Source organism: Telluria sp. AZSoR62 (assembly GCF_058111565.1).
Genome location: NZ_JBYTST010000002.1, coordinates 400,118 through 421,239 on the forward strand (window position 1 = coordinate 400,118; position 21,122 = coordinate 421,239).

The 21,122-nt window shown below is 63.9% G+C and carries 24 protein-coding genes; 7 read left to right on the top strand and 17 right to left on the bottom strand.

What is annotated here, in order from left to right:
• Positions 1–146 precede the first annotated feature (146 nt).
• Positions 147–704: a LuxR C-terminal-related transcriptional regulator gene (locus tag AC3XQU_RS05115; protein WP_489873059.1), complete on the top strand. Its 558-nt coding sequence runs from the start codon at positions 147–149 to the stop codon at positions 702–704.
• Positions 705–746: 42 nt separating this feature from the next.
• Here AC3XQU_RS05115 and AC3XQU_RS05120 read toward each other — a convergent pair whose 3' ends face one another.
• The 7 genes from AC3XQU_RS05120 to AC3XQU_RS05150 all read right to left on the bottom strand — a co-directional run bounded on the left by AC3XQU_RS05120 (position 747) and on the right by AC3XQU_RS05150 (position 5,979).
• Entirely contained in the window at positions 747–1,385 is a 639-nt protein-coding gene (locus AC3XQU_RS05120) for a DUF799 domain-containing protein (RefSeq protein ID WP_489873060.1), read from the bottom strand.
• The gene (locus tag AC3XQU_RS05125) at positions 1,382–1,744 is read right to left on the bottom strand and encodes a DUF4810 domain-containing protein (RefSeq protein WP_489873061.1); all 363 of its coding nucleotides are present in this window, start codon (positions 1,742–1,744) and stop codon (positions 1,382–1,384) included. Before AC3XQU_RS05125 ends, AC3XQU_RS05120 begins: the two co-directional genes overlap by 4 nt.
• Positions 1,745–1,752: 8 nt before the next feature.
• Positions 1,753–2,082, bottom strand: a complete 330-nt coding sequence (locus AC3XQU_RS05130; protein ID WP_489873062.1) for a hypothetical protein — start codon at positions 2,080–2,082, stop codon at positions 1,753–1,755.
• The gene (locus AC3XQU_RS05135) at positions 2,082–3,026 is read right to left on the bottom strand and encodes a CsgG/HfaB family protein (protein WP_489873204.1); all 945 of its coding nucleotides are present in this window, start codon (positions 3,024–3,026) and stop codon (positions 2,082–2,084) included. The genes AC3XQU_RS05130 and AC3XQU_RS05135 overlap by 1 nt, the downstream gene beginning before the upstream one ends.
• A gap of 180 nt (positions 3,027–3,206) precedes the next feature.
• Positions 3,207–4,766 carry an HAL/PAL/TAL family ammonia-lyase gene (locus AC3XQU_RS05140; RefSeq protein ID WP_489873063.1) on the bottom strand — a complete coding sequence of 520 codons (1,560 nt, stop codon included), beginning with the start codon at positions 4,764–4,766 and terminating at the stop codon, positions 3,207–3,209.
• Entirely contained in the window at positions 4,763–5,179 is a 417-nt protein-coding gene (locus AC3XQU_RS05145) for an acyl-CoA thioesterase (protein ID WP_489873064.1), read from the bottom strand. Before AC3XQU_RS05145 ends, AC3XQU_RS05140 begins: the two co-directional genes overlap by 4 nt.
• A 23-nt stretch (positions 5,180–5,202) precedes the next feature.
• Positions 5,203–5,979: an SDR family oxidoreductase gene (locus AC3XQU_RS05150; protein WP_489873065.1), complete on the bottom strand. Its 777-nt coding sequence runs from the start codon at positions 5,977–5,979 to the stop codon at positions 5,203–5,205.
• Between the two features lie 184 nt (positions 5,980–6,163).
• Here AC3XQU_RS05150 and AC3XQU_RS05155 point away from each other — a divergent pair, with 184 nt between their 5' ends.
• The 3 genes from AC3XQU_RS05155 to AC3XQU_RS05165 all read left to right on the top strand — a co-directional run bounded on the left by AC3XQU_RS05155 (position 6,164) and on the right by AC3XQU_RS05165 (position 9,342).
• On the top strand, positions 6,164–7,840 hold the full coding sequence (locus AC3XQU_RS05155; RefSeq protein ID WP_489873066.1) for an electron transfer flavoprotein-ubiquinone oxidoreductase: 1,677 nt from the start codon (positions 6,164–6,166) through the stop codon (positions 7,838–7,840).
• An 8-nt stretch (positions 7,841–7,848) separates the two neighbouring features.
• Positions 7,849–8,808, top strand: a complete 960-nt coding sequence (locus tag AC3XQU_RS05160; protein ID WP_489873067.1) for an alpha/beta hydrolase fold domain-containing protein — start codon at positions 7,849–7,851, stop codon at positions 8,806–8,808.
• Positions 8,809–8,931: 123 nt separating this feature from the next.
• Positions 8,932–9,342: a hypothetical protein gene (locus tag AC3XQU_RS05165; RefSeq protein ID WP_489873068.1), complete on the top strand. Its 411-nt coding sequence runs from the start codon at positions 8,932–8,934 to the stop codon at positions 9,340–9,342.
• 97 nt (positions 9,343–9,439) lie between these two features.
• On the opposite strand, the gene AC3XQU_RS05170 is transcribed toward AC3XQU_RS05165, so the two are convergent.
• From AC3XQU_RS05170 to AC3XQU_RS05190, 5 genes are all read right to left on the bottom strand, one after another.
• Positions 9,440–10,102: an amino acid ABC transporter permease gene (locus AC3XQU_RS05170; protein WP_489873069.1), complete on the bottom strand. Its 663-nt coding sequence runs from the start codon at positions 10,100–10,102 to the stop codon at positions 9,440–9,442.
• Between the two features lie 25 nt (positions 10,103–10,127).
• The gene (locus tag AC3XQU_RS05175; RefSeq protein WP_489873205.1) at positions 10,128–10,934 is read right to left on the bottom strand and encodes a transporter substrate-binding domain-containing protein; all 807 of its coding nucleotides are present in this window, start codon (positions 10,932–10,934) and stop codon (positions 10,128–10,130) included.
• Positions 10,935–11,018: 84 nt separating this feature from the next.
• A complete protein-coding gene (locus tag AC3XQU_RS05180; RefSeq protein WP_489873070.1) occupies positions 11,019–11,429 on the bottom strand; it encodes a hypothetical protein in 411 nt (136 codons plus the stop codon).
• A gap of 564 nt (positions 11,430–11,993) precedes the next feature.
• On the bottom strand, positions 11,994–12,563 hold the full coding sequence (locus AC3XQU_RS05185) for a hypothetical protein (protein WP_489873071.1): 570 nt from the start codon (positions 12,561–12,563) through the stop codon (positions 11,994–11,996).
• 182 nt (positions 12,564–12,745) lie between these two features.
• Positions 12,746–13,144, bottom strand: a complete 399-nt coding sequence (locus AC3XQU_RS05190) for a DUF1622 domain-containing protein (RefSeq protein WP_489873072.1) — start codon at positions 13,142–13,144, stop codon at positions 12,746–12,748.
• Between the two features lie 308 nt (positions 13,145–13,452).
• On the opposite strand from AC3XQU_RS05190, the gene AC3XQU_RS05195 reads away from it, so the two are divergent.
• On the top strand, positions 13,453–15,228 hold the full coding sequence (locus tag AC3XQU_RS05195) for a glycoside hydrolase family 16 protein (RefSeq protein ID WP_489873073.1): 1,776 nt from the start codon (positions 13,453–13,455) through the stop codon (positions 15,226–15,228).
• Positions 15,229–15,264: 36 nt separating this feature from the next.
• Here AC3XQU_RS05195 and AC3XQU_RS05200 read toward each other — a convergent pair whose 3' ends face one another.
• The 4 genes from AC3XQU_RS05200 to AC3XQU_RS05215 form a co-directional block, all read right to left on the bottom strand.
• Entirely contained in the window at positions 15,265–15,726 is a 462-nt protein-coding gene (locus AC3XQU_RS05200; protein ID WP_489873074.1) for a metallophosphoesterase family protein, read from the bottom strand.
• 3 nt (positions 15,727–15,729) lie between these two features.
• Entirely contained in the window at positions 15,730–16,020 is a 291-nt protein-coding gene (locus tag AC3XQU_RS05205; protein ID WP_489873075.1) for a DUF378 domain-containing protein, read from the bottom strand.
• Positions 16,021–16,134: 114 nt separating this feature from the next.
• Positions 16,135–16,767 (bottom strand): YcbK family protein, encoded by a 633-nt coding sequence (locus AC3XQU_RS05210; protein WP_489873076.1) that lies wholly within the window; start codon positions 16,765–16,767, stop codon positions 16,135–16,137.
• A 91-nt stretch (positions 16,768–16,858) separates the two neighbouring features.
• The gene (locus AC3XQU_RS05215; RefSeq protein ID WP_489873077.1) at positions 16,859–17,395 is read right to left on the bottom strand and encodes a GNAT family N-acetyltransferase; all 537 of its coding nucleotides are present in this window, start codon (positions 17,393–17,395) and stop codon (positions 16,859–16,861) included.
• A gap of 230 nt (positions 17,396–17,625) precedes the next feature.
• Between AC3XQU_RS05215 and AC3XQU_RS05220 the strand changes: the two genes are divergently transcribed.
• Complete coding sequence (locus AC3XQU_RS05220; protein WP_489873078.1) at positions 17,626–18,636, top strand: sulfate ABC transporter substrate-binding protein; 1,011 nt, start codon at positions 17,626–17,628, stop codon at positions 18,634–18,636.
• A 401-nt stretch (positions 18,637–19,037) separates the two neighbouring features.
• Complete coding sequence (locus AC3XQU_RS05225) at positions 19,038–19,907, top strand: serine hydrolase (RefSeq protein WP_489873079.1); 870 nt, start codon at positions 19,038–19,040, stop codon at positions 19,905–19,907.
• Between the two features lie 67 nt (positions 19,908–19,974).
• Here the strand turns inward: AC3XQU_RS05225 and AC3XQU_RS05230 are convergent, their stop codons facing one another.
• The gene (locus AC3XQU_RS05230; protein WP_489873080.1) at positions 19,975–21,072 is read right to left on the bottom strand and encodes an RDD family protein; all 1,098 of its coding nucleotides are present in this window, start codon (positions 21,070–21,072) and stop codon (positions 19,975–19,977) included.
• Positions 21,073–21,122 lie beyond the last annotated feature (50 nt).

The window sequence follows — 21,122 nt, forward strand, 5'->3', positions numbered from 1 at the left end:
CCTTTTATAGTTAAGCCAGCAAAGCTCTTCTGTACTACAGAGTAGAGTCTCAGCATAAAATACGCTGCTGATAATGACAATACCGTAGAAATACGGGCCAGTCCGCGATTCGTCGCCAGTCAATCCAGATCAACCGAACCCACCAGATGAACGCAGCCACCGCCATCGATTACGAGACCATCTTCCAGCAAGCCCCGGTCGGCATGTGCGTCTCGCGCGACCGCGTGATCCAGGCCAGCAACCTGGCCCTGGGCGCGATGTTCGGCTACGGCGAGGGCAAGCTGCACGGCCAGTCCTTCAGCGTGCTGTATCCGACGATGGACGAGTTCCTGCGCACGGGCGACCGCATCGCGCCGATCATGAACGCCAAGGGGCGCTATTCGGATGAGCGCATCATGCGCCGCGCCGATGGAGAGCTGTTCTGGTGCCACGTCACCGGGCGCGCGCTCGATCCGGCCCAGCCGCTGGGCGCGGGCGTGTGGACGTTCGAGGACGTGAGCGAGAAGCGCCCGGTGTCGGCCGAGCTGACGCCGCGCGAGCGCGAGATCGCCGCGCTGCTGGTCGAGGGCAAGACCAGCAAGATGATCGCGCGCGACACCGACCTGAGTCCGCGCACCGTGGAGATGCACCGGGCCAGCCTGATGCGCAAGTTCGCGGCGTCGACCTCGTCGGAGCTGGTGCACAAGCTGGTCGGGGCGCGCTGAAGATGTTCCGGCGCAGCTGTCGAGACGCCGGAACCGTGACGATTACTTTGGCATGCGGTACGGGCCGTCCGGGATGGCCGACGGTCCGTTGATGAACACCTGATCGTTCGCCATATGTGCAAGCGGCATGTAGTTTGGCGCCGCCCGGGTAACAGCCGCATTGACTGCCGCCACGATCAGATTCGCCAGCGGATGCCCGGTATTGGTGTTCTGCGGCGAATACTGCATCTGCTTGTTTGCGGCCCACATTTCAGTACCATCTTTCGCGACCATGCGATAGTCGAAATTGACCGTCACCGTCGCCGCAAACACCGCATACTGCGCGTCCCAACGATTGATCGTGACATACAGGACCGCGTCTGCACCGAACAGCTTCGCCAGCGCCTGGGGGGATTGCTGATGGACAGAATCGCCATCATAGAAGCCTTCCTGCTCCAGCACGGTGCGCGCGGTGTGCACCGGGAACACATAGAACCCTTTCTCTGCCAAAGGCAAGCTCAAGGTCGTCAGCAGATAATTGGGTGCATCGACGTCCAGCGACTTATTGACGGCCGGTACGACCAGGATGGAACGTGGTTTCAGCGCATGAAAAGCGCCGAGATCGGTCTTCGTCATCGGAGCTGCGCAACCGGTAACGATCAATACCGCGACGAAGGCGGTGATGAGTCTGATGAGTTTCATGTTTTTGCCTCGCGCCCAGCCTTGCTGCTGGAAAGATTCTTGATCATTGCATCCATCAACCCTGTGCTCTCAGGCCAGGCCGCGCGTTCCTTGCGGTAGTTTTCCATGGCGCGCTCGCGGTCTCCCGCTTGCAGGTAAAGCGTGCCCAAATCCGCATACAGCCCTGGCGCGACCTTGGCGTTGCCCTTTTCGAGCCGGACGACATGCTCTTGCAGTTTCTGGAGGTTGGCTGCGGTGGTGTCGGGCTTCTTGTAGGTCTCGTATAACATGCCGCTGTATCCGCCCCAATCGTACAGCGACTGCCGGCTTGCACAGCCGCTCAGGACCAGCGTCACCAGCATGACAATTATTGTTTTCATTTTCATCCTCATTGAAGGCCGAATGCGCGGTTGACGCCGTCGGCAAGGTAGACCCGTTCGCTGAGCAGCACCTGGCTGCCGAGACGAACCTCGATAAGATGCGTGCCCGGCAATATGCGTAGGGCACCGTTGCCCTCGACAAAGTCACCGGCCATGCCCATGTCGAGCCGATCGACGAACACGCGCGCGGGGCGTTGGCCCTCGTGACTGATCCGGAACGAGATTTGCGGGCGCTGATCGACAACCGACTGTTTCTCGGTCGGCATCTGGACACAGCCGCTCAGCGCGCCGGCGCCAAGCAGGGCCAGCACCACTACCATGGCAGAACGGATCGTCATCAGATATTCTCCTTTGCGCGAACCGTCAGTTGCTCGACCTTCAGGCCTTGCAGCGAACCGCTCGCAATGCTGCCGACCGCACCTTCGCTCATTTCCGTATCGCCGAACAGCGAGTCGATGCGCAACTGGGCTACTTCCTTGCCAGGCAGGACGATGTCGAACCCCGTCTGAGGCGACTTGACCTTCTGCCCGAGCGTCTGGACGGAGAACACCATTCCCGGCCGCAGTCCTTGCGACTTGCCACCCGAAATGAAATACCTGCCCTGGTCGACAGCGAGAATCGAGGTTTGCCACGGGCGATTTTCCATCTCCGTCACCAGGCGGCTCACCACTTCGGAAATGGCCTGCCGAATTGACGAGTCGTTCAGGGTGCCGTCATACGAGGCGCGCGAACCGAAACCAAAGGTCGAACCGGTCTCGGTCGACGATTCTCCCGCGCCCGACACGGCGAAGAAGCTCTGCCCAGTGACGGCGTCGACAAGGCGCACATCGACCTTGGCGAAAGCGACCTGCTTCTTGGTGGCCGACACGAAGCCAGATTCACCGATGGTCTTGCGCCCGAACTCGGTGAGCGAACCCATGATCAGCGCATCGACGCCGACGAGATTCTGCTTGATGCCGGTACGGGCGGCTTCTTCCTGCAGTTTTGCGAAATCGCTGCGCTCCAGGACGACGAAGGCGCCGGACTCGGTCAAGGCCTTGCCCAGCATGTCGGAGACCTGTTTGCCGACCGGGTCGCCGGCGTCGTCGCGCAACAGCGATTTCCCATAGCTGGTTTCGTTCGACACCCGGCCAATGGCGATTTTACGCTTCAGGGTCGGCATGGCTGCGGCCGTGCTTGTGGCAGCCGCCTGGGCACGTTTTTGCTCTACAGTTGACTGGGGAGCAAGCTTGACCTGGACGGGCGCCGTCTGCGTTGCGCAGCCAGCCAGAGAAACGAGCACGGTCAAGCCGATGCACACTCTCGATATTGTTGTTTGATCCATATATTCCTTGGTGAGACTGTCGCGTTGACCCTTGGAACAAGGGCATCGAGGAATATACAGTGTTTGCTACTGGAAACTTTCACCAAAAGTAACGATTGCCGCACATACAACAAAGATTGAAAAAGTGAAACGCTTAATTCACAGTCCAGCGTGCGGGTCGGTAAATCGCAGGGTTTGGTTCCGAATACGATCGATGAGCTTCACCAGGTCGTTATCGAGTCGCCGGTCATGGATCACCGGCGCCACCTCGCTTCCCAACTGGGCAGCCATGTCCGCCAGCGGCGCCGGCATGGATCGGGCGGGATCGATCCGCATGCGCAGCCACATGCCCTGCCAGGCGCCGAGCAGGCAGGCCGCGGCCACCTGCTCGGTCAGCTCCAGCACCCGCAGGCAATCGCGCGCCGCGATCGTGCCCATGCTGACCTTGTCCTGGTTGTGGCATTCGGTCGAGCGCGAAAATACCGACGCCGGCATGGTGAGCTTGAGCGCTTCGGCGGTCCAGGCCGAGACACTGATCTGCAGCGCCTTGAGTCCATGCGAGATCGCGGCGCGCTCACCCTCCATGCCCGACAGGTTGGGCGGCAGGCCAGCGCTGTAGCGCGTGTCGACCAGCAGGGCCAACTGGCGGTCCATGAGATCGGCGAGGTTGGCCACCGCGTTCTTCATGCCATCCATCGCGAACGCGATATGCCCTCCATAGAAGTGCCCTCCATGCAGGACGCGCTCGCTGTCCGGATCGATGATCGGATTGTCGTTGGCGCTGTTAAGTTCATTCTCGATGGCAGAGCGGAAGAACGGCAAGGCGTCGGCCAGCACGCCGATGACATGCGGGGCGCAACGGATGGAGTAGCGGTCCTGCAAGCGCTTGCCGTTGCGTTCGCCCAGTTCTACATGGGCCAGGTCCTCGCGCAGCCAGGCTGCGACGGCTTGCATGCCGGCATGCGGCTTCACCGAAAACAGCACTTCGTCGAAATGGCTTGCATTGCCATCGAGCGCGAACGAGGCCATCGCGGTAATGCGGGTCGACAGGCGCGCCAGATACGCCGCGCGGTCATGCGCCAAGCATGCCAGGCCCGTCATGACGGCAGTACCGTTCATCAGGGCCAGCCCTTCCTTGGGACGCAGCGTCAGCGGTACGATCCCGGCATCGCGCAGCGCGTCGGCTGCGGGCACCACGACGCCATCCCTCATCACCTCGCGCTCGCCGCACAGAACCGCAGCCAGGTAGGACAGCGGTGTCAGATCGCCGCTGGCGCCAACCGAGCCTTCCGACGGAATCAGCGGAAGCAGGCCGGCGTCGAACAGGCGCACGATCTGCTCGAGCAGGCCCACGCTCACGCCCGAGTACCCCTTGCACAGCGAGGCCAGGCGCGCCGCCATGACGGCGCGGGTCTGCGCCGGGTCGAGCATGGCGCCCAGTCCACAGCCATGGTAGGTATAGAGCTGGCGCGGCAACTCGGAAGCCAGCGCCAGGGGCACCGGCACGGTGCAGGAGTCGCCATAGCCCGTGGTCACGCCATAGATGACGCCCTCCTCGCGCAGCAGGCGCTCCAGGAAATCCGCGCCGCGCGCGATGCGGGCGCGGAAGGCCGCGTCGCTCGATAACACTGGACGTGCGTCGCCGTGCGCGATGGCGACGATGTCCTCGATCGCCAGGCGCGCCTCGTCGAAGCGCACGATGCGTTGCGGCGCCGTCATGCCGCGGGCAGCAAGGCGCGCAGCCGCTGCGGCAGCGGCCTGGATTGCTCGGCCTTGAATTCAACCCAGACGACCTTGGCCCCGCCCTCGGCATGCAGCGCGCCGGGCTGGCCGTCCGGCCCGAGCAAACGGATCTCGTGCGTCACCTCGAAGCTCGAGCGGCCCGGCGGGCCGACCCAGGTCGTGACTTCGATCTCGCCCGGATAGGTCAGCTGCTTGAGGAAGCTGCAGTGGGCGTTGACGATGACCGGCCCTTCGCTGGTCGGGTCGGGCAATGCCCCGACCTGCTCGAGCCAGGCGATGCGGGCCGTTTCGATATAGCGGAAATAGACCGTGTTGTTGACGTGGCCCATGGCGTCCATGTCGCCCCAGCGGATCGGCATGGTCATGGTGTGAACCAGCTGCTTGTTCATTGCTGCCTTGATGCGTAAAGTGCTTACTGCGCCGTCATGCCGTCGTCGGCCGTGATGATGGCGCCGTTGATGAAATGGGCTTCTTCGGCTGCCAGCAGCAGGAGCAGGCCGTCGAGGTCTTCCGGCTTGCCTGGGCGCTTACGGGGCAGCATGTCGATGAGTTTGCGCCCCTGCTCGGTGCCGAAATAATCCTTGTTCATTTCGGTAGCGATGTAGCCGGGGCAGATGGCGTTGACGTTGATGCCGTACTTGCCCCACTCGACCGCCATGGCCTTGGTCATCTGGACCACGCCTGCCTTGCTCATGCAGTAGACCCCGATCTGCGGCAGCACGCGCAGGCCGGCCACCGAGGCGATGTTGACGATGCGGTGCTGCTTGCGCGGGTCGCCCTTGGCGCGCTGGATCATGCGCTTGGCCGCCTGCTGCGCGACGAAAAACGCGCCGCGCAGGTTGGTGTCCATGATGTAGTTGTAGTCGTCTTCGGTGACGTCGAGCAGGCGCTGGGTGCTCTGCACCCCGGAGTTGTTGACCAGGATGTCGATCGGGCCGGCTTCGGTCTCGGCGTGGGCGATGGCTGCCTTGATCGAGCCGAGGTCGGTGACGTCGAGCCGCACCACGTGGGCGGCGCCGCCGTCGGCCTCGATCTCGGCGCGCAGCTCCTTGAGCCGCTCGACCCGGCGCGAAGCCAGCACCACCTGCGCGCCGGCGCCGGCCAGGGCCTTGGCGAAGCGCGCCCCGAGGCCGCTCGATGCGCCGGTGACCATGGCGATTTTTCCTTCAAAATTGACTTCGATGCCCACGTGCCGGTCCCCTTCCCGTCAATCATTCTGTTTGCGAAGCCATCATCTTACACAAATCATCAGTATTAGATTGCCCCATCTAATAATGTCCGTAAAATGGCGGCCAAAGTTGCAAACAATGGCAAAAAGCCGCACACTCGTGCTTAAATTTGCCCTGCCCGATCAAACCCTAAAACTGAGCACCATGACTGAGACAACCAACCTCCTCGAACAATACGGCCCCCGCGAAGCGATGGAATACGACGTGGTCATCGTCGGCGGCGGACCTGCGGGCCTGTCGGCCGCGATCCGGCTCAAGCAGCTGGCTGCGGAAACAGGCCAGGAAGTGTCGGTCTGCGTGCTCGAGAAAGGCGGCGAGCTGGGCGCCCACATCCTGTCGGGCGCGGTCATGGACCCGATCGCCCTGAACGAGCTGATCCCCGACTGGAAGGAAAAAGGCGCGCCGCTGCATACCCCGGTGACCGAAGACCAGGTGCTGTTCCTGACCGAGACCAAGTCGTATGCGACGCCCGGCTTCATGGTGCCGAAGATGCTGACCAACCACGGCAACTACGTGATCTCGCTGGCCAACGTGGTGCGCTGGCTCGGCACCCAGGCCGAGGCGCTCGGCGTCGAGGTCTTCCCGGGCTTCCCTGCCGCCGAAATCCTGTACAACGAGGACGGCTCGGTCAAGGGTGTCGCCACCGGAAACATGGGCGTCAAGCGCGATGGCGAGCCGGGTCCGGACTTCCAGCTCGGCATGGAGCTGCACGCCAAGTACACGATGTTCGCGGAAGGCTCGCGCGGCCACCTCGGCAAGCAGCTGATGGCCAGGTACGACCTGAACAAGGGCCGCGATCCGCAAACCTACGGTATCGGCATCAAGGAGCTGTGGGAGATCGACCCGTCCAAGCACAAGCCCGGCCTGGTGATCCACACCGCCGGCTGGCCGCTCGATAACAGCACCTACGGCGGCTCCTTCCTCTACCACCTGGAGAACAACCAGGTCGCGGTCGGCTTCGTCGTGGGCCTGGCCTACGAGAACCCTTACCTGTCGCCCTACGAAGAATTCCAGCGCTATAAAACGCATCCGGCGATCCGCCACTATTTCGAGGGCGCCAAGCGCATCTCGTACGGCGCGCGCGCCATTACGGCAGGGGGTCTGCAATCCTTGCCGAAGACCGTGTTCCCGGGCGGGGCCCTGATCGGCTGCGATGCCGGCTTCCTCAACACCAGCCGCATCAAGGGCAGCCACGGCGCGATCAAGACCGGCATGCTGGCTGCCGACGCGGCGTTCGCGGCGCTGGGCGAAGGCCGCCAGCACGACGAGCTGTCGGCCTATCCGGCCGCGTTCGAGAAATCGTGGCTGCACGAAGAGCTGCACGTGGCGCGCAACTTCAAGCCGTGGATGGCCAAGGGCCTGTACCTGGGCACCATCATGGTCGGCATCGACCAGATGGTGTTCCGCGGCAAGGCGCCCTGGACCCTGCACCACCAGCACGCGGACCACGAGAACCTCAAGCCGGCCTCGCAGTTCCGGCCGATCGTGTACCCCAAGCCGGATGGCAAGCTGACGTTCGACCGCCTGTCCTCGGTGTTCATCTCGAACACCAACCACGGCGAAGACCAGCCCATTCACCTGACGCTGAAGAACGCGAGCATCCCGGTGGACGTCAACCTGGCCAAGTATGCGGGCCCGGAACAGCGCTACTGCCCGGCCGGCGTGTACGAATACGTGAAAACCGACGCGGGCCAGGACCGCCTGCAGATCAACGCGCAGAACTGCGTGCACTGCAAGACCTGCGACATCAAGGACCCGACCCAGAACATCGTGTGGGTGACGCCGGAAGGCGGCGGCGGCCCGAACTACCCGAACATGTAAGGGTGGCCATGCCGACCTCGATGCTGCGGCAGCGCGCCGGCGTGCTGGCCTGCATGCTGGCCTGCGCGCCGGCATTTCCCTTGGCGGCGCAGGCCAACGATGGCGGCGTGAAGAGCGCCGCCCTGCTCGACCACCGTTTCTGGATCGAGCCGGACGTCACCTACCTGACCGCCAGCGGCAAGGAGCTCAAGCTCGACGTCTACCGGCCCATGAAACGCAGCGACCAGCCGTCTCCCGTCATGCTGCATTTTCACGGCGGCGGCTGGGTCGCGGGCAAGCGCGAGAGTTCCGCGTTCGCGCTGCTGCCCTACCTCGAGATGGGTTTCACCGTGCTGAACGTGAGCTACCGCCTCGCCAACGTGGCGCTGGCGCCGGCTGCGGTCGAAGACACGCTGTGCGCGCTGCAGTGGGTCGGGCGCAATGCCAAGAAATACAACGTCGACCTGGCCAAGGTCGTCACCACCGGCGACTCCGCCGGTGGCCACCTGGCGCTGGCCACGGCGATGATTCCTTCGGACTCGCCGCTGACCCACCAGTGCGCGGCCAACGAGCCGACCTGGAGCGGCCCTTACCAGAACCCGGCGCCGAAGGTGGCGGCCGTCATCAACTGGTATGGCATCACCGACGTCGCCGACATGCTGCAGGGCCCGAACCAGCGCTCGTATGCGGTGGCCTGGTTCGGCAGCATGCCGGGGCGCGACGCGGTGGCGCGCGCGGTCTCGCCCTTGAGCCATGTGCGCGCGGGCGGACCGGCAGTGTTCACCATCCATGGCGACGCCGATCCGCTGGTGCCCTATGCGCACGGCCTGCGGCTGAAGAAGGCGCTGGATGCGGCCGGCGTGAACAACGCGCTGCACACCGTCAAAGGCGGCGGGCATGGCGGCTTCACGGCGGAGCAGCACGTGGCGGCGTATGCCGCGGCGCACGCCTTCCTGCGCGGCCTGGGAATCGTCCCCGCAGCACCGTAAGCCCTTGATTTGACTGCTGAGTTTGTGCGAGCAGTCCTACGGGAAAGCCTCCCGGATTCCGATTGCCGCCCACGCTGGGAGGGCTATGATGAACTCCTCGACCACGCAAGCAAGGAGTTCAGCATGGGTGAAAACAAGGGACATGGAGTCAAAGGTCCGCGTCACGACAACGACATCGACGATCTGGGCATGAACCAGGCCGGTCAGCAACAGTCGGGCAATCTGCAGTCGGGACGACAGTCGGGCAACATGCAGTCAGGACAGCAGCAAGACAGCCAGCAATCTGGCCAACAGCAAGCCGACCAGCAATCCGGCAAGCAGCAGCAAGGTAGTCAGCAGTCCAGCAAGACTCAGCAAGGCAGTCAGCAGTCCGGCAAGCAGCAACAGGGCAGCCAGCAGTCAGGCGGCCAGCACGCTTCCGGCGGCACGCCGGCACTGGACGACCTCGGCTCGCGCCAGGGCGAATCCGCCCAGGATGCCTCCCAGGCCTGGAGCCAGGACAATAGCGCCGACAAGCAACGCGGCAACCGTTAAACCGGGGCGCCACGGCGCCGCTTCACAATGAAGCAACAACGCGCACCGTCGCAGGCTCTACGCCCGCCCGGTGCGCTTCCACGTCCAGCGCAAGGATTCAGCGAGCGACGTGGGCGCGGTTCAGCCGCTGCTCGGCGCGGCGCTGGATTGCCTCGAAGAACAAACTCAGGCACCAGTAGATGCAGGCTGCGGCAATGTACAGCGGCAGCGGCTGGAAGGTGGTCGCAATGACTTCCTTGGTCGCGAGCATCAGCTCGGTTATCGTAATCACCGACACCAGCGAGGTATCCTTGATCAGGCTGATCAAGGTATTGCTCATGGACGGCACCGCGATGCGCAGCGCCTGCGGCAGGACGATGTGGTGCAGGGTCTGCCAGTAGCCCAGCCCAAGGCTGAAGCTGGCGCGCCACTGCCCTTCGCTCACCGCGCGGATTGCGCCGCGCAGGCTTTCGGACAGGTAGGCGCCGGCATTGAGCGAGAGCGCCAGCACGCCTGCCGTCACCGGCGTGAATTCGATGCCGATGCTGGGCAAGCCGTAATAGATCACGAAGATCTGCACCAGCAGCGGGGTGCCGCGCATCACGCTGACATACAGGCTGGCCGGCACGCGCAGCAGCGCCAGCGGCGAAATGCGCATCAGCGCTACCGGAAAGCCCAGCGCCAGCCCGCCTACCATCGAGGCGACCGCGAACAGCAGGGTGTAGCCGGCGCCCTGCAGCATCACCGGCGCGGCCTCGGCCAGCAGCGCGATCAGGTCCATGCACGCCCCTTCAACGAGGCCGGGCTCACTGCGGACGGCTGGCGTCGGCGCCGAACCACTTGATCGACAAGGCCTTGAGCGTGCCGTCGTTGGCGGCGTCGAGCAGGATCTTGTCGAGCGCCGCCTTGAACTGCGGGCTGCCCTTGCGGAAAGGGATGCCCATGCGCTCGGGTGCGCCCACGCGTGCGCCGGCCTTGATCGGCAGCTGCGAATTCTTCAGCAGGTAGGCCACCATCAGGCTGTCGTTGAGCGCCGCATCGATGCGCCCGAAGGCCAGGTCCTGCAGGTTTTCCGGCGCCGCCGGATAGCTCTTGACCTCGATGCCGGCAACCTGCCTGGCCTGCTGCTCAAACACGCTGCCCTGTCCCACGCCGAGCTTCTTGCCCTTCAGGTCGGCCAGGCTGGCGTAGTTGGCGCGGTCGTTCTTGCGCACGATGAGCTGGGGGCTCGAATAGGTATAGGGACGCGAGAAATCGAAGGCTTGTTCGCGCTTCGGGGTGATGCCGACCTGGCTGACGATCACGTCGTACTTGCCGGCGGCCAGTCCGGCGAGGATGGCGGCCCATTCGGTGCTGACGAATTCCGGCCTCAAGCCCAGCTTGCCCGCCACCAGCCGCGCGACGTCGACGTCGTAGCCTGCCAGCTGGCCTGTCTTCGGATCCTTGAAGTTGAACGGCGGGTAGGTGCCCTCCATCGCGATGCGCAGCGTGCCGCGCGCCTTCGCCTGCTCGAGCAGGTCGGCCGCATGCGCGGGAACCATGGCCGACAGGCCTGCGGCCAGCGCCAGTGCGAGGACGGCGCGGCGCGCCACGGTGTTCGAATGCTGTCCCATCAAGTGTTTACTCCGTCCGTAGTCGAGCTGACGTTATAACCGAAACGCGCGCGGGCGGGAAGCGCCGACGCCGGGCCGGCCGGCTCAGTAGCCCATCCGGCGGCCGCGTGCGCCGAAGGGATGGCCGACCACCAGCGTGGTGCTCAGCACCAGCGTCGACAGGCCGAGGATCAGCTGCACCAGCCGGTCGTCCGGCAGGATCCAGACCCGGCCGCGCGGCGGCTCGGCGCCGGTAGCGGCCTGGATCAGGGGCCCGATCCACTCCGCTTCCTGGTCGAGGTCGAGCACGATCGCGTCGCCGGTGGTCTGCATATGGACGTTGCCGCCTACGGCCAGCGTGAAGCAGATGCCCACGCCGGTTTCCTGCGGCTGGACCAGTTCCTGTAGCGCGCTGTTGTGTTCGTCGATCCAGAGTTCGACGTCCTGCGGCGTCTCGAGGTGGATCCAGGGGCGGGGGCGAAAGCGTGGCGGCGGGATATCGGGTGGCAGAGTCATGCGGCAGGGGGTAAATGCGGTTCGAGCCGTATCTTACGGGATTTTGACGGGGGAGGAAGGCTTTCCGGTGGCTATCCATCGCTGTGGCCAGCGGACAGGCGCGACCTAGAAGTAAAAACAGGTTTGGCACGACTACCGGCGGTGACTGATCGCTTACCCTGCGGGTTGTCTTGCGCGCAATCTCACCGTAGACTCAGCGATTTCGACAGTCAGCATCGGCCATACGTGGTCTTTCACGAAATCTCGGGTGACGTCATGAACTTGTACCCTACGGCGCTCCAAGCGAGTAATTCGGTAGGCGACAGTATTGGTCCGCTTTGACTAAGTCGCTACCCTTCGTGACAGGCCGCGACTTTTCGCTAAGGTGCCCTGCTCTGCTGAGTTATTGGACCGGATCTCGCCTTCGATCCCAGTCTCAACTCGACTAAACGACATCAGGTGAATTGACCGCTCTGGATCGGAAGCTGCCGCATACCTGGCAGCAGCTTTTGACCAAGAGCGGGTCTGAGGCGGATCGTTCAATGGCTACGTGTGTGCACACCGCGACCGGGAATGCGGACCCCGTCAGCGAGCAACTGGCGGCGCATCGTTCCTCACCTCGAGCAGCTCATTGAACAGAACCCGGTAATGCATCACCGCGTTGCGCAGCTCTTCCGTGGTCGCTTCCCCGCGGGCATCGCGTGCGGCAATGAATTGGGCGGCACGGTAATTCGCTACAACCGCCGGGTGGTCGACCGAAATGTCGGCCGCACGATCTTCGAAATCGGCCACTGGGTATCCACGTGTTGTCATCAGCTCGCGAACCAGCTGGTCGGCCTGGGCGACAACGCTTTGTGGATTATCGATGAAACCGGCCTGCAGATTCGCCCATGCCTGACTGAACCTGGAAGCGTCGGACGCGGACAAGGGCACGATGGTCAGCTTTTTAACCCGGGCTTCGCGCGCCTTGAGCTCCGATTCGGCTTTAGCGCGGCTTCCAAGTTGGTCCACGGTTCGGGCGTATTCCGACCCGAAGCGTTGCTGCAATCGATCGGATTGCTTTTTTTGGAAAACGTACCAAGCGACCAGCGCAACGAGAACGAGAACTACAACAACGGCGAGCATGGTCGACGTCTGTGAGTCGAGGCTGTCCATATCAATCTCCTGTTTGCCTGGATGGCGATGTATTATTGGTGGCTGATCCCATTAAGGCAGACTGAGCGAACACGGTCGGTTCGCATTCGCACATAGCCGAGCATGCCTGGCCTGAACCGGTCCATGGCGCTGAAATACGTGAAACACCTTGTTGATGCGCAGCTGCCAACATCTGCATTGGCTCAAGCGACCGGTTCGACTCCTCCCTTTCCAGAAGCAGCTGAATCACGCGGCGCGGATTCGGCCGCGCGCTCCATCTGGATTTCCTTGCTGAGAAAGTAGTTCAGCGCGGTCCGGATGACGGCGATCGCCGCCAGCTTGCCGATCCGGTCCCAGGTCGGCGCGACCGAGGTCGAGAGGATGTCGGCGGCCAACTGCAGTTCCAGCGCCAGGGTCAGGTAGCGGGCAAAGGCCAGCCGGATCGGGCTGAAACTGGCGCCGCGCTCGGCCAGCGCATGGCGCACCAGCCCGACCACGACCACCACGACGCCGACGCCGATCACCAGGGCGCCCAGGGCCTCGACGAACAGACGCAGCCACTCTACATAGGTCTGGACCTGGTGTTCTATCTGGCCAAACAAGTGCGCCTCCGTGATCGATGCGCCGGCGTCGAGCGCGCCGGATCGCCGTCCTACTCTAGCCCAAGCCGCCGATGGCTGGCGCAGCTCTTCCGCAGGCGTTCCGCAAGCCGAAACGGTGGACGGAAAAGCACACAAGAATTCCGTTTGACGCCGTTTCGAAATCGGAATATATTTTCTCATCAACGCATGGAAACGTTTCCATACACCTCTACACCAGCGCCGAATTCGAGACCAACGCCCGAGTTGGCAAGCCATGGAACGCCGTCCTGGCGTCTCCATTTTTCTTTGGAGTTAGAAGAGGAGTCGAAGTGAATAATCCGAACCAGATCCGTCACTTAAGGTGGAAACCTTTCCAGACCCTGGCCGCGAGCCTGCTGCTTGCCTGCGGCGCGCACGCCACCGCCAGTGTCACCAATCCCGCCATCGGCCAGTTGATCTGGTCCGAGGAATTCAACGGCACTTCCCTCAACACCGCCATCTGGACCGCTTCCGACGGCAACGGCTGCCAGATCAACCTGTGCGGCTACGGCAACGCCGAGCTGCAGTATTACAGCCCGGCCAACCTGTCGATCGCCAACGTGCCCTTTGAATCCGGCACCCGCGCGCTGGCGATCCAGGCGCGCAGCCAGGCCATGGGCGGCAACACCTTCACCTCCGGCAAGGTCGACACCAAGGGCAAGGTGCAGGTCCAGTACGGCATGGTCGAAGTGCGCATGAGCACGCCGAACATCGCCACCGGCCTGTGGCCCGCCGCCTGGATGCTGGGCGTGAGCCCGCAGACCTGGCCGCGCAACGGCGAGATCGACATCATGGAGATGGGCCACAAGGCATCCAGCCGCACCGCGGCCGGCTCGCCGTCGGCCAACAACTTTGTCGGCGCCAACGTCATCACCTACCAGCAGGCCGCTTGCGTGCCCGGCAACGAAAGCTGCGCCGCTTCCACGGCCTGGCAGACCAAGAACTGGTATGTGTCGTCCACGTCCATGGCCAACCGCTTCATTACCTACCGCCTGTACTGGGACGAGAGCCAGATGCGCTTCACGGCGATCGACAATGGCGTCGAACGCAACCTGTACGACGCGCCGCTGCCGGTCAATTCGACCGCCTTGCAGGCGCCCTTCTACCTGCTGCTGAACCTGGCCGTGGGCGGCAATTTCACCGATGCGGCCACGCCCGCCCAGGTCACGGCGCCGCTGCCGGGCACCATGTACGTGGACTATGTGCGGGTCTACCAGCTCGACGGCAAAGGCCAGGTCAAGCTCGGCAACCAGACCGTGCCGGAAGTCGGCAAGTTCGGCGTATTCACCGATAACACGGTGGTCAACAACAAGCTGGTGGCGGGCACCAGTTCCGACATCTTCCTGTGGAACGCCGCATCGACCGGCGCCGGCAACACCGCGCCGGCGGAAGGCAGCAATGTCATCGCCTGGAACTATACGGCGCCCAACCAGTGGTTCGGCGGCGGGATCCAGGCGCGCCAGGCGCGCGACCTGAGCAACTTCCGCAACGGGACCATGAAGTTCCGCGTCAAGATCCCGGCCAATGTGTCCTTCAGGATCGGCGTGGGCGACACCTATACCAACCAGAACTGGGTGAATTTCCCTGCCAATACAACCACCTACGGGCTGGTACGCGACGGTAACTGGGGCACCGCCACTGTACCGGTGTCAAGCCTGCTCGGCACCCTGGTGGCGCCCCAGTCCTTGCTCGACGTCTTCATGATCTCGAGCGACGCGGCGCGCCTGCCCGCCTCGACCTTCCAGTTCGCGATCGACGACATCGTCTGGGATTCGGGCACCACGACCACCCCGCCGCCGACCACGCCCACCGGCCCGACCTGGGTGACGCAGACGTCAAGCACCACCCTGCAGTTCAGCACCAATACCGGCAGCTGGGCCGACGTGCACTACACGGTCAACAACGGCGCCCAGCAGAACGTGCGCATGCGGCTCGATGGCACGACCAATACCTTCAGCGCCGGTGGGCTGAAGATCGGCGACGTGGTGCGCTATACCTTCACGTATTGGGATACGGCGCGTAACTTCGCCGTGGATACCGCGCAGCAGAGCTATACGATGAAGTAAGAGGCAGGCGCGCTGCCGGGCCGCCGGCCCGGTGGTTCAAGCGGTATCGAGGGTAACCAGGCGAACCGTGACTTGGTCGCCCTCGACCAGCAACTCCCCCACCGACACAGGCAAGCTGAAGCGCCGCCGCCCCGCACTGCCCGGGTTCACATACAGCACGCCGCCACGCTCGACCTGCGAGGGCTTGTGCGAATGTCCCGACACGACCACGCGCATGCCCTCGCGGGCCGGATCGATCGTCATTTCCTTGAGGTCATGGATCACGTAGATGGCGACCGCCCCGATGCGCAGCACGTCGCTATGGGGAAGCGACCGGCCCCAGGCGCTGCGGTCGTTATTGCCGCGCACGACGCTCAAGGGGGCGATCGCCTCCAGCGGCCCGAGGATTTCGGGGCCGGTGATGTCGCCGGCGTGGATGATGTGCTTGCTGCCCCCGAGGAAGGCCAGCGCTTCCGGGCGTAGCAAGCCATGGGTATCGGAAATCAGCCCGATCCGCATCCTCTATCGACGCTTGCTGCCTGCCATCTTGGCAGTGGTATAGATCGAGTACAGCGCGGCCAGGCCGACCACGACATACACGATCCGGGTGGCCGGGCTGTCCGGGCCGAACAGGGTTGCGACCATGTCGACGTCGAACAGGCCGACCATTGCCCAGTTCAGGCCGCCGATGATGAGCAAGGCCATTGCCAGGTAGTCGAGCGCCGACATCGCGGAGCGCTGGTGGGCGCGTTCGGAGGTACGCCGTTCGCCCATCGTGCGGCGGTCCATCGTGGGGGTATTCATCGTTGCCATCACTGCCTCCTTGGGGAAAAAGTGCACCGAAGCTAAGCTGTCCCGTACTGACGAAGACAATTCATATTAGCCCAAGTTCGATGGCAGGTCCGCCCCCGACGGGGCGAACGCGGGTCAACCCTTCCAGGTGCGGTTCAGGCCCGTGTCGGCGTGGATCCAGCCGCCGCGCGGGCCGGAGCGGTAGTAGTAGCCGACGCCGCCGGTGCGGAAACTGCGGATCAGGCCGCCGAGCACTTCCTCGTTCAGGCTGGCGATGCGGATATCGGCTGCCTTGCCCAGCATGTGCAGGGATTTGCGCGCGGCCGGGATGCCCTCTTCGATCAGGCGCTTGTTCGAGGCTTCGGTGCGGTAGCCCGACAGGATCTCGAGCGGCTGCTGCATGCCGTAGCGGGCGATGAAGGCCTGGGTGCCCCACAGCATCTCGAACAGCTTGGGATCGATCGGCGCGGCCTCGCGGCCGTTCACGTCGCGCAGGATGTGGCACAGTTCCTGGTAGGCCGAGTCGATGACTTCGCCGTCTTTCCAGTACAGCACCTTGGTGCGCTCGCCGCTTTGCGGGCGCACCAGCGACAGGGTGCGCGGCTTGACCCAGAAATCGAGGTCGAGCAGCTGGGCGTCGAACAGGTCGGGTGGAGGCTGGAGGTCGGTGTTCTGGGCTGCCGCGACTAGCGGGACGCCAAGGGCGCCGGCAGCACCCGCGGCGCACAAGCGGGCGCCGTGCTGGAGGAAATCTCTACGTGAAGCCATGGTGCACTCATCGGTTGAAGACGCGTACTATAACGTAAGCGCTCCTTGCACAGAAGACTTGTACGGACGAGTGTTGCGTGCAGGCCTGCAACTAGCCGTTGCAGTTGCAAAACCGCTTGCTGGCGGCCGCGCCGGCGCCGGCTTCGCTGGCGGCATCGAGCTGCTTCCACAACAGGTCGCATTCCAGCCCGAAGCAGGACTTGTCCTTGCCGGCATTGACATAGCCGTTGCGCTCGAAGAAAGCGCTGGCGCCGGCCGGGCTGTGCAGGTGGAGTTTCTTGATGCTCCAGGCGCGGGCCTGGGCTTCGGCGGCGCCCAGGAGCGCACGGCCGACGCCGCAGCGCAGTGCGTCTGGGGAGACATAGCAAAGCGACAGCTTGCCGGCCTGGGTCAGCAGGCACAGGCCGACCAGGGCGCCGCCGTTTTCGGCGACCAGGGCATGGTTGGTGGGAGTGGCAAACCAGGCGGCGACGTTGCCCGCGGTTTTGTTGCCGAGCCAGGCCTGCAGCACGGCGGGCTGGTCCTGGTGGTCGGCCTTGCAGCCGACTTCGATGGAACGACGCAGCAGCGAGCAGGCGGCGGTAGCGTCTTCCGGTACCGCCTGGCGAATGTCAATACGCGTGGACATCAAACATCAGATCACTTTAAGTACATGGAAAAACAAGCAACACGATACCAGCCGCGCCGCGGCGCTCGGCAGGGCTCGACTATACACCGAAAGTTTGAAACCATGCTGGCGGCATGCATACGTCCGCCCCTACCCGCGCAAGTACTAAGCATATGACAAATCTGTTGTTCCATATCCGGGCCATGCGCCCCATCATGCATTCTGTCACCAAGTTTACAAGCGAGAACCACATGCCATTTACTTCCCCGCTGCGCCGCCTGATCCTTGCCCTGTCGCTGGGCGCCGCCGCGCTGCCATTGTCGGCCACCGCCGCCGAGACCGAGCTGCTGAACGTCTCCTACGACGTCGCACGCGAGCTGTACAAGGACATCAACCCGGCCTTCATCGCCGAATACAAGAAGCAGACCGGCACGACCGTCACCATCAAGCAGTCGCACGGCGGCTCGAGCAAGCAGGCGCGCGCCGTGGCCGACGGCCTCGAAGCCTCGGTGGTCACCATGAACCAGGCCAACGACATCGACATGCTGGCCGACCGCGGCCTGGTGGTGAAAGACTGGGCCAGGAAGTTCCCGAACAATGCCGCCCCGTATTACTCCACCATGATCTACCTGGTGCGCAAGGGCAATCCAAAGAACATCCGCAACTGGGAAGACCTGGCCCGTCCGGGCGTGCAGGTCATCATCCCGAACCCGAAGACCGCGGGCAATGGCCGCTATACCTACCTGGCGGCATGGGGCGCGGCGCTGAAAAAAGGCGGCAACGACGCCCAGGCGCGCGAGCTGGTCGGCCGCATCTTCAAGAACGTGCCGATCCTGGACGCCGGCGGACGCGCCGCCACCACCACCTTCACCCAGCGCCAGATCGGCGACGTGCTGGTGACCTTCGAGAACGAAGTGAGCATGGTGCGCGCCGAATTCGGCGACAACTTCGAGGTGGTCTACCCGACCGTCTCGATCCTGGCCGAGTCGCCGGTGGCCGTGGTCGACAAGGTGGTCGACCGCCGCAACCAGCGCAAGGAAGCGACCGCCTACCTGAACTTCCTGTACTCGGCCCAGGGCCAGGACATCGGCGCCAAGCACTTCATGCGCGTGCGCTCCGATGCCGTCATGAAGAAATATGCCGCCAATTACAAGCCGATCCAGCTCTTCACCGTGGATGAATTGTTCGGTGGCTGGCGCGCTGCCCAGAAGCGCCACTTCGACGATGGCGGCGAATTCGACAAGATCTACCAGTCGAAATAAGCCTTCGGTACCAGCCCTGCCTCGTGCAGGGCTTTGTCGTTCTGGACAGTCGATATGCGGTCTGGATGGCAATTGTTGTGGCCGCTTTGCCAAACGGATTGTTGTTCCAGGCGAAAATTCTGGTTTGCAAGGCCAATTTTGCTTGTGCGCCATAGACATGCACTAAGGCTTGATGCTATCGTCCAACCTTCCTGTAGTTGCCCTACAGCTAGAAAGTTGACTGCGCGTTTATTGCATTCCTGCAAATTTACCGCGCCTCCCGCTCAACGCACCCTAACCCAGACCCGACAATGTTCAAAAAATTGTTTGCTACCGTATTGTTGTCGTTTTCGGCTGCGGCTTTCGCCGTGCCGTTCGGCTCGCAGTCGGTACTCGTGGTAGAAGATGACACCGGCAAGATCTTGCTGGAGAAAAATGCCGGCGCCGTCATGCCGATCGCCTCGCTCACCAAGCTGATGACTGCCATGGTCGTGCTCGACGCACGCCTCGACATGGACGAGCTGATCGAGATCGACCGCAGCGACGTCGACATGGTCAAGCACAGCAGCTCGCGCGTGCCGGTCGGCTCGCTGATCTCGCGCCGCGACGTGATGCAGCTGGCCCTGATGTCCTCGGACAACCGCGCCGCTGCCGCCCTGGCCCGCACCTATCCGGGCGGCACTGCCGGCTTCAAGCTTGCCGTGCGCAACAAGATCGCCAGCCTGGGCATGAGCTCGACCGTGATCGAAGAGCCGACCGGCCTGTCGCCGCGCAACCGCTCGACCGCCGGCGACCTGATCAAGATGGCGACCGCTTCGGCGCGCTATCCCGAGATCGCCAACATGTCCACCCAGTCGCGGGACCTGATCAACATCAACGGCCGCGAAGTCGAATACCGCAACACCAACCGCCTGGTCGGCGCCAAGGGCTGGGACATCGGCCTGTCCAAGACCGGCTATATCCAGGAAGCCGGCCGCTGCCTGATCATGAACATCAAGACCAATGGCAAGAATGCGACCATGGTCCTGCTCAACGCCGGCGCTTCCTCGGCCCGCATCCTCGATGCGCTGAACGTGCGCCGCTTCATTACCGGCGAGCCGATCGGCCGCGTGATGGTCGCGAAAGCCTCGAACCGCGCGCCGCGCATGAAGGCCGGCTCGGGCCGTGTCCGCATCAAGGCGACCGCCAGCCGCGCCCGCATCAAGGCCACCGCCGGCCCGGGCAAGATCAAGATCGTCAAGAAGCGCGTCGCGCGCAGCAAGGTCAAGGTCGTGCCGAAGCGCCGCAAGTAAGCGGCCGGCGCAGGAAGAACAAGGGGCCGCAAGGCCCCTTGTTCGTTGGCGCTGCGAAGACGCCGCGTCAAGGCGGCGCCACCGTGTACCAGAGCTCTTCCGTCAATTCCTGCACCAGGTCGTCGGTGTAGGCGGCCGGCGGCGCCTGCATGACCATCAGGCGCCAGGCCTTGCCCTTGGCCTGGACCACGCGCAGCTCTACCCGCACCGCCCCGTCCCTGGCTTCGCCCGCGCTGGCCCAGGACGGCCTGCCGTGGAAATCCCCCACATGGCCGCCAGGGAGCACGAAGCGGTCGTTGAGCCGGTCGCGCAAGCCGCGCACATAGCCGGGAAAAGCAGCCTCGCCGTTTTGCTCGGATGCCAGCACCACCACCGCGCGTCCGCTGTGATGCGTGAACCGGTATTCCACCCTGCCCTCGTCATCGATATGGGACGCGTAGCGCCATTGCGGGGCGATGGCGACGATGCGCCCGGTCTCCTGGTTGATCCAGCCATAGCGCGGCGCGGCCAGGATGGTCGCCATTTCGCGGCTGTCCTGGCGGTCCACCGCATCGAGCACCACCACGGTTGCGAACAGGATGGCAAACAGCAGGCCGAAGCCCCCCTTGCGCGCCCACCCGATGGGCCGGGCGCGCACCACGTAATAGCGGCCGTCGTAGCTGGCGGGCATGCCCTTGCGCAGCCGCAGGCCCTGGCGCGCCATCGCGACCAGTCCGATCACGGGCAGGCAAAAGCCCAGGCCCGTGGTCCACACGCACAGGTTGCGTCCCAGCTGCTCGCCGAAGCCCAGGGGACGCCCATCGGCCTGCACCACCCGCAGGCCGAGCATGGCCTTGCCCGGGGTATTGCCGGCCGACGCCTGCAGCGCCGCATCGAGCAGCAGGCCGAAAGGGATGCACACCAGGCCGAAGGCTTTCCAGCCGAAAGGGGTCTCGAGCCAGCGCAGGAACAGGGGCGACGTGCGGCACAGGACGATGCCGGCGACCAGCGCCACCAGCCCGGTCGCCCACCAGACGTCGAAGGTGCGCGCGAACCAGCGCCGCCAGGCGCCGGCCGCCGGGTCGTCGCGCGGGTCGTCGATGATGTCGATGCAGCGCGCCGCCGGGAAGCCCTGGCGGGGGCGATAGGTGAAGCGTAGTTGCGTCTGTTGATCGACTGGCTGCATGCGTGCTCCCTGATCGACGTGGGCCGCGCACCGGCTTCCCATTGAAATAT

What these genes read in the sequence shown, in the direction of transcription:
- AC3XQU_RS05205 (WP_489873075.1), bottom strand. Translation starts at nt 16,020, where the DNA reads ATGGCAACGATGAATACCCCCACGATGGACCGCCGCACGATGGGCGAA.
- AC3XQU_RS05160 (WP_489873067.1), top strand. Translation starts at nt 7,849, where the DNA reads ATGCCGACCTCGATGCTGCGGCAGCGCGCCGGCGTGCTGGCCTGCATG.
- AC3XQU_RS05215 (WP_489873077.1), bottom strand. Translation starts at nt 17,395, where the DNA reads ATGTCCACGCGTATTGACATTCGCCAGGCGGTACCGGAAGACGCTACC.
- AC3XQU_RS05170 (WP_489873069.1), bottom strand. Translation starts at nt 10,102, where the DNA reads ATGGACCTGATCGCGCTGCTGGCCGAGGCCGCGCCGGTGATGCTGCAG.
- AC3XQU_RS05200 (WP_489873074.1), bottom strand. Translation starts at nt 15,726, where the DNA reads ATGCGGATCGGGCTGATTTCCGATACCCATGGCTTGCTACGCCCGGAA.
- AC3XQU_RS05230 (WP_489873080.1), bottom strand. Translation starts at nt 21,072, where the DNA reads ATGCAGCCAGTCGATCAACAGACGCAACTACGCTTCACCTATCGCCCC.
- AC3XQU_RS05175 (WP_489873205.1), bottom strand. Translation starts at nt 10,934, where the DNA reads ATGGGACAGCATTCGAACACCGTGGCGCGCCGCGCCGTCCTCGCACTG.
- AC3XQU_RS05140 (WP_489873063.1), bottom strand. Translation starts at nt 4,766, where the DNA reads ATGACGGCGCCGCAACGCATCGTGCGCTTCGACGAGGCGCGCCTGGCG.
- AC3XQU_RS05165 (WP_489873068.1), top strand. Translation starts at nt 8,932, where the DNA reads ATGGGTGAAAACAAGGGACATGGAGTCAAAGGTCCGCGTCACGACAAC.
- AC3XQU_RS05220 (WP_489873078.1), top strand. Translation starts at nt 17,626, where the DNA reads ATGCCATTTACTTCCCCGCTGCGCCGCCTGATCCTTGCCCTGTCGCTG.
- AC3XQU_RS05145 (WP_489873064.1), bottom strand. Translation starts at nt 5,179, where the DNA reads ATGAACAAGCAGCTGGTTCACACCATGACCATGCCGATCCGCTGGGGC.
- AC3XQU_RS05210 (WP_489873076.1), bottom strand. Translation starts at nt 16,767, where the DNA reads ATGGCTTCACGTAGAGATTTCCTCCAGCACGGCGCCCGCTTGTGCGCC.
- AC3XQU_RS05125 (WP_489873061.1), bottom strand. Translation starts at nt 1,744, where the DNA reads ATGAAAACAATAATTGTCATGCTGGTGACGCTGGTCCTGAGCGGCTGT.
- AC3XQU_RS05180 (WP_489873070.1), bottom strand. Translation starts at nt 11,429, where the DNA reads ATGACTCTGCCACCCGATATCCCGCCGCCACGCTTTCGCCCCCGCCCC.
- AC3XQU_RS05115 (WP_489873059.1), top strand. Translation starts at nt 147, where the DNA reads ATGAACGCAGCCACCGCCATCGATTACGAGACCATCTTCCAGCAAGCC.
- AC3XQU_RS05155 (WP_489873066.1), top strand. Translation starts at nt 6,164, where the DNA reads ATGACTGAGACAACCAACCTCCTCGAACAATACGGCCCCCGCGAAGCG.
- AC3XQU_RS05120 (WP_489873060.1), bottom strand. Translation starts at nt 1,385, where the DNA reads ATGAAACTCATCAGACTCATCACCGCCTTCGTCGCGGTATTGATCGTT.
- AC3XQU_RS05130 (WP_489873062.1), bottom strand. Translation starts at nt 2,082, where the DNA reads ATGACGATCCGTTCTGCCATGGTAGTGGTGCTGGCCCTGCTTGGCGCC.
- AC3XQU_RS05185 (WP_489873071.1), bottom strand. Translation starts at nt 12,563, where the DNA reads ATGGACAGCCTCGACTCACAGACGTCGACCATGCTCGCCGTTGTTGTA.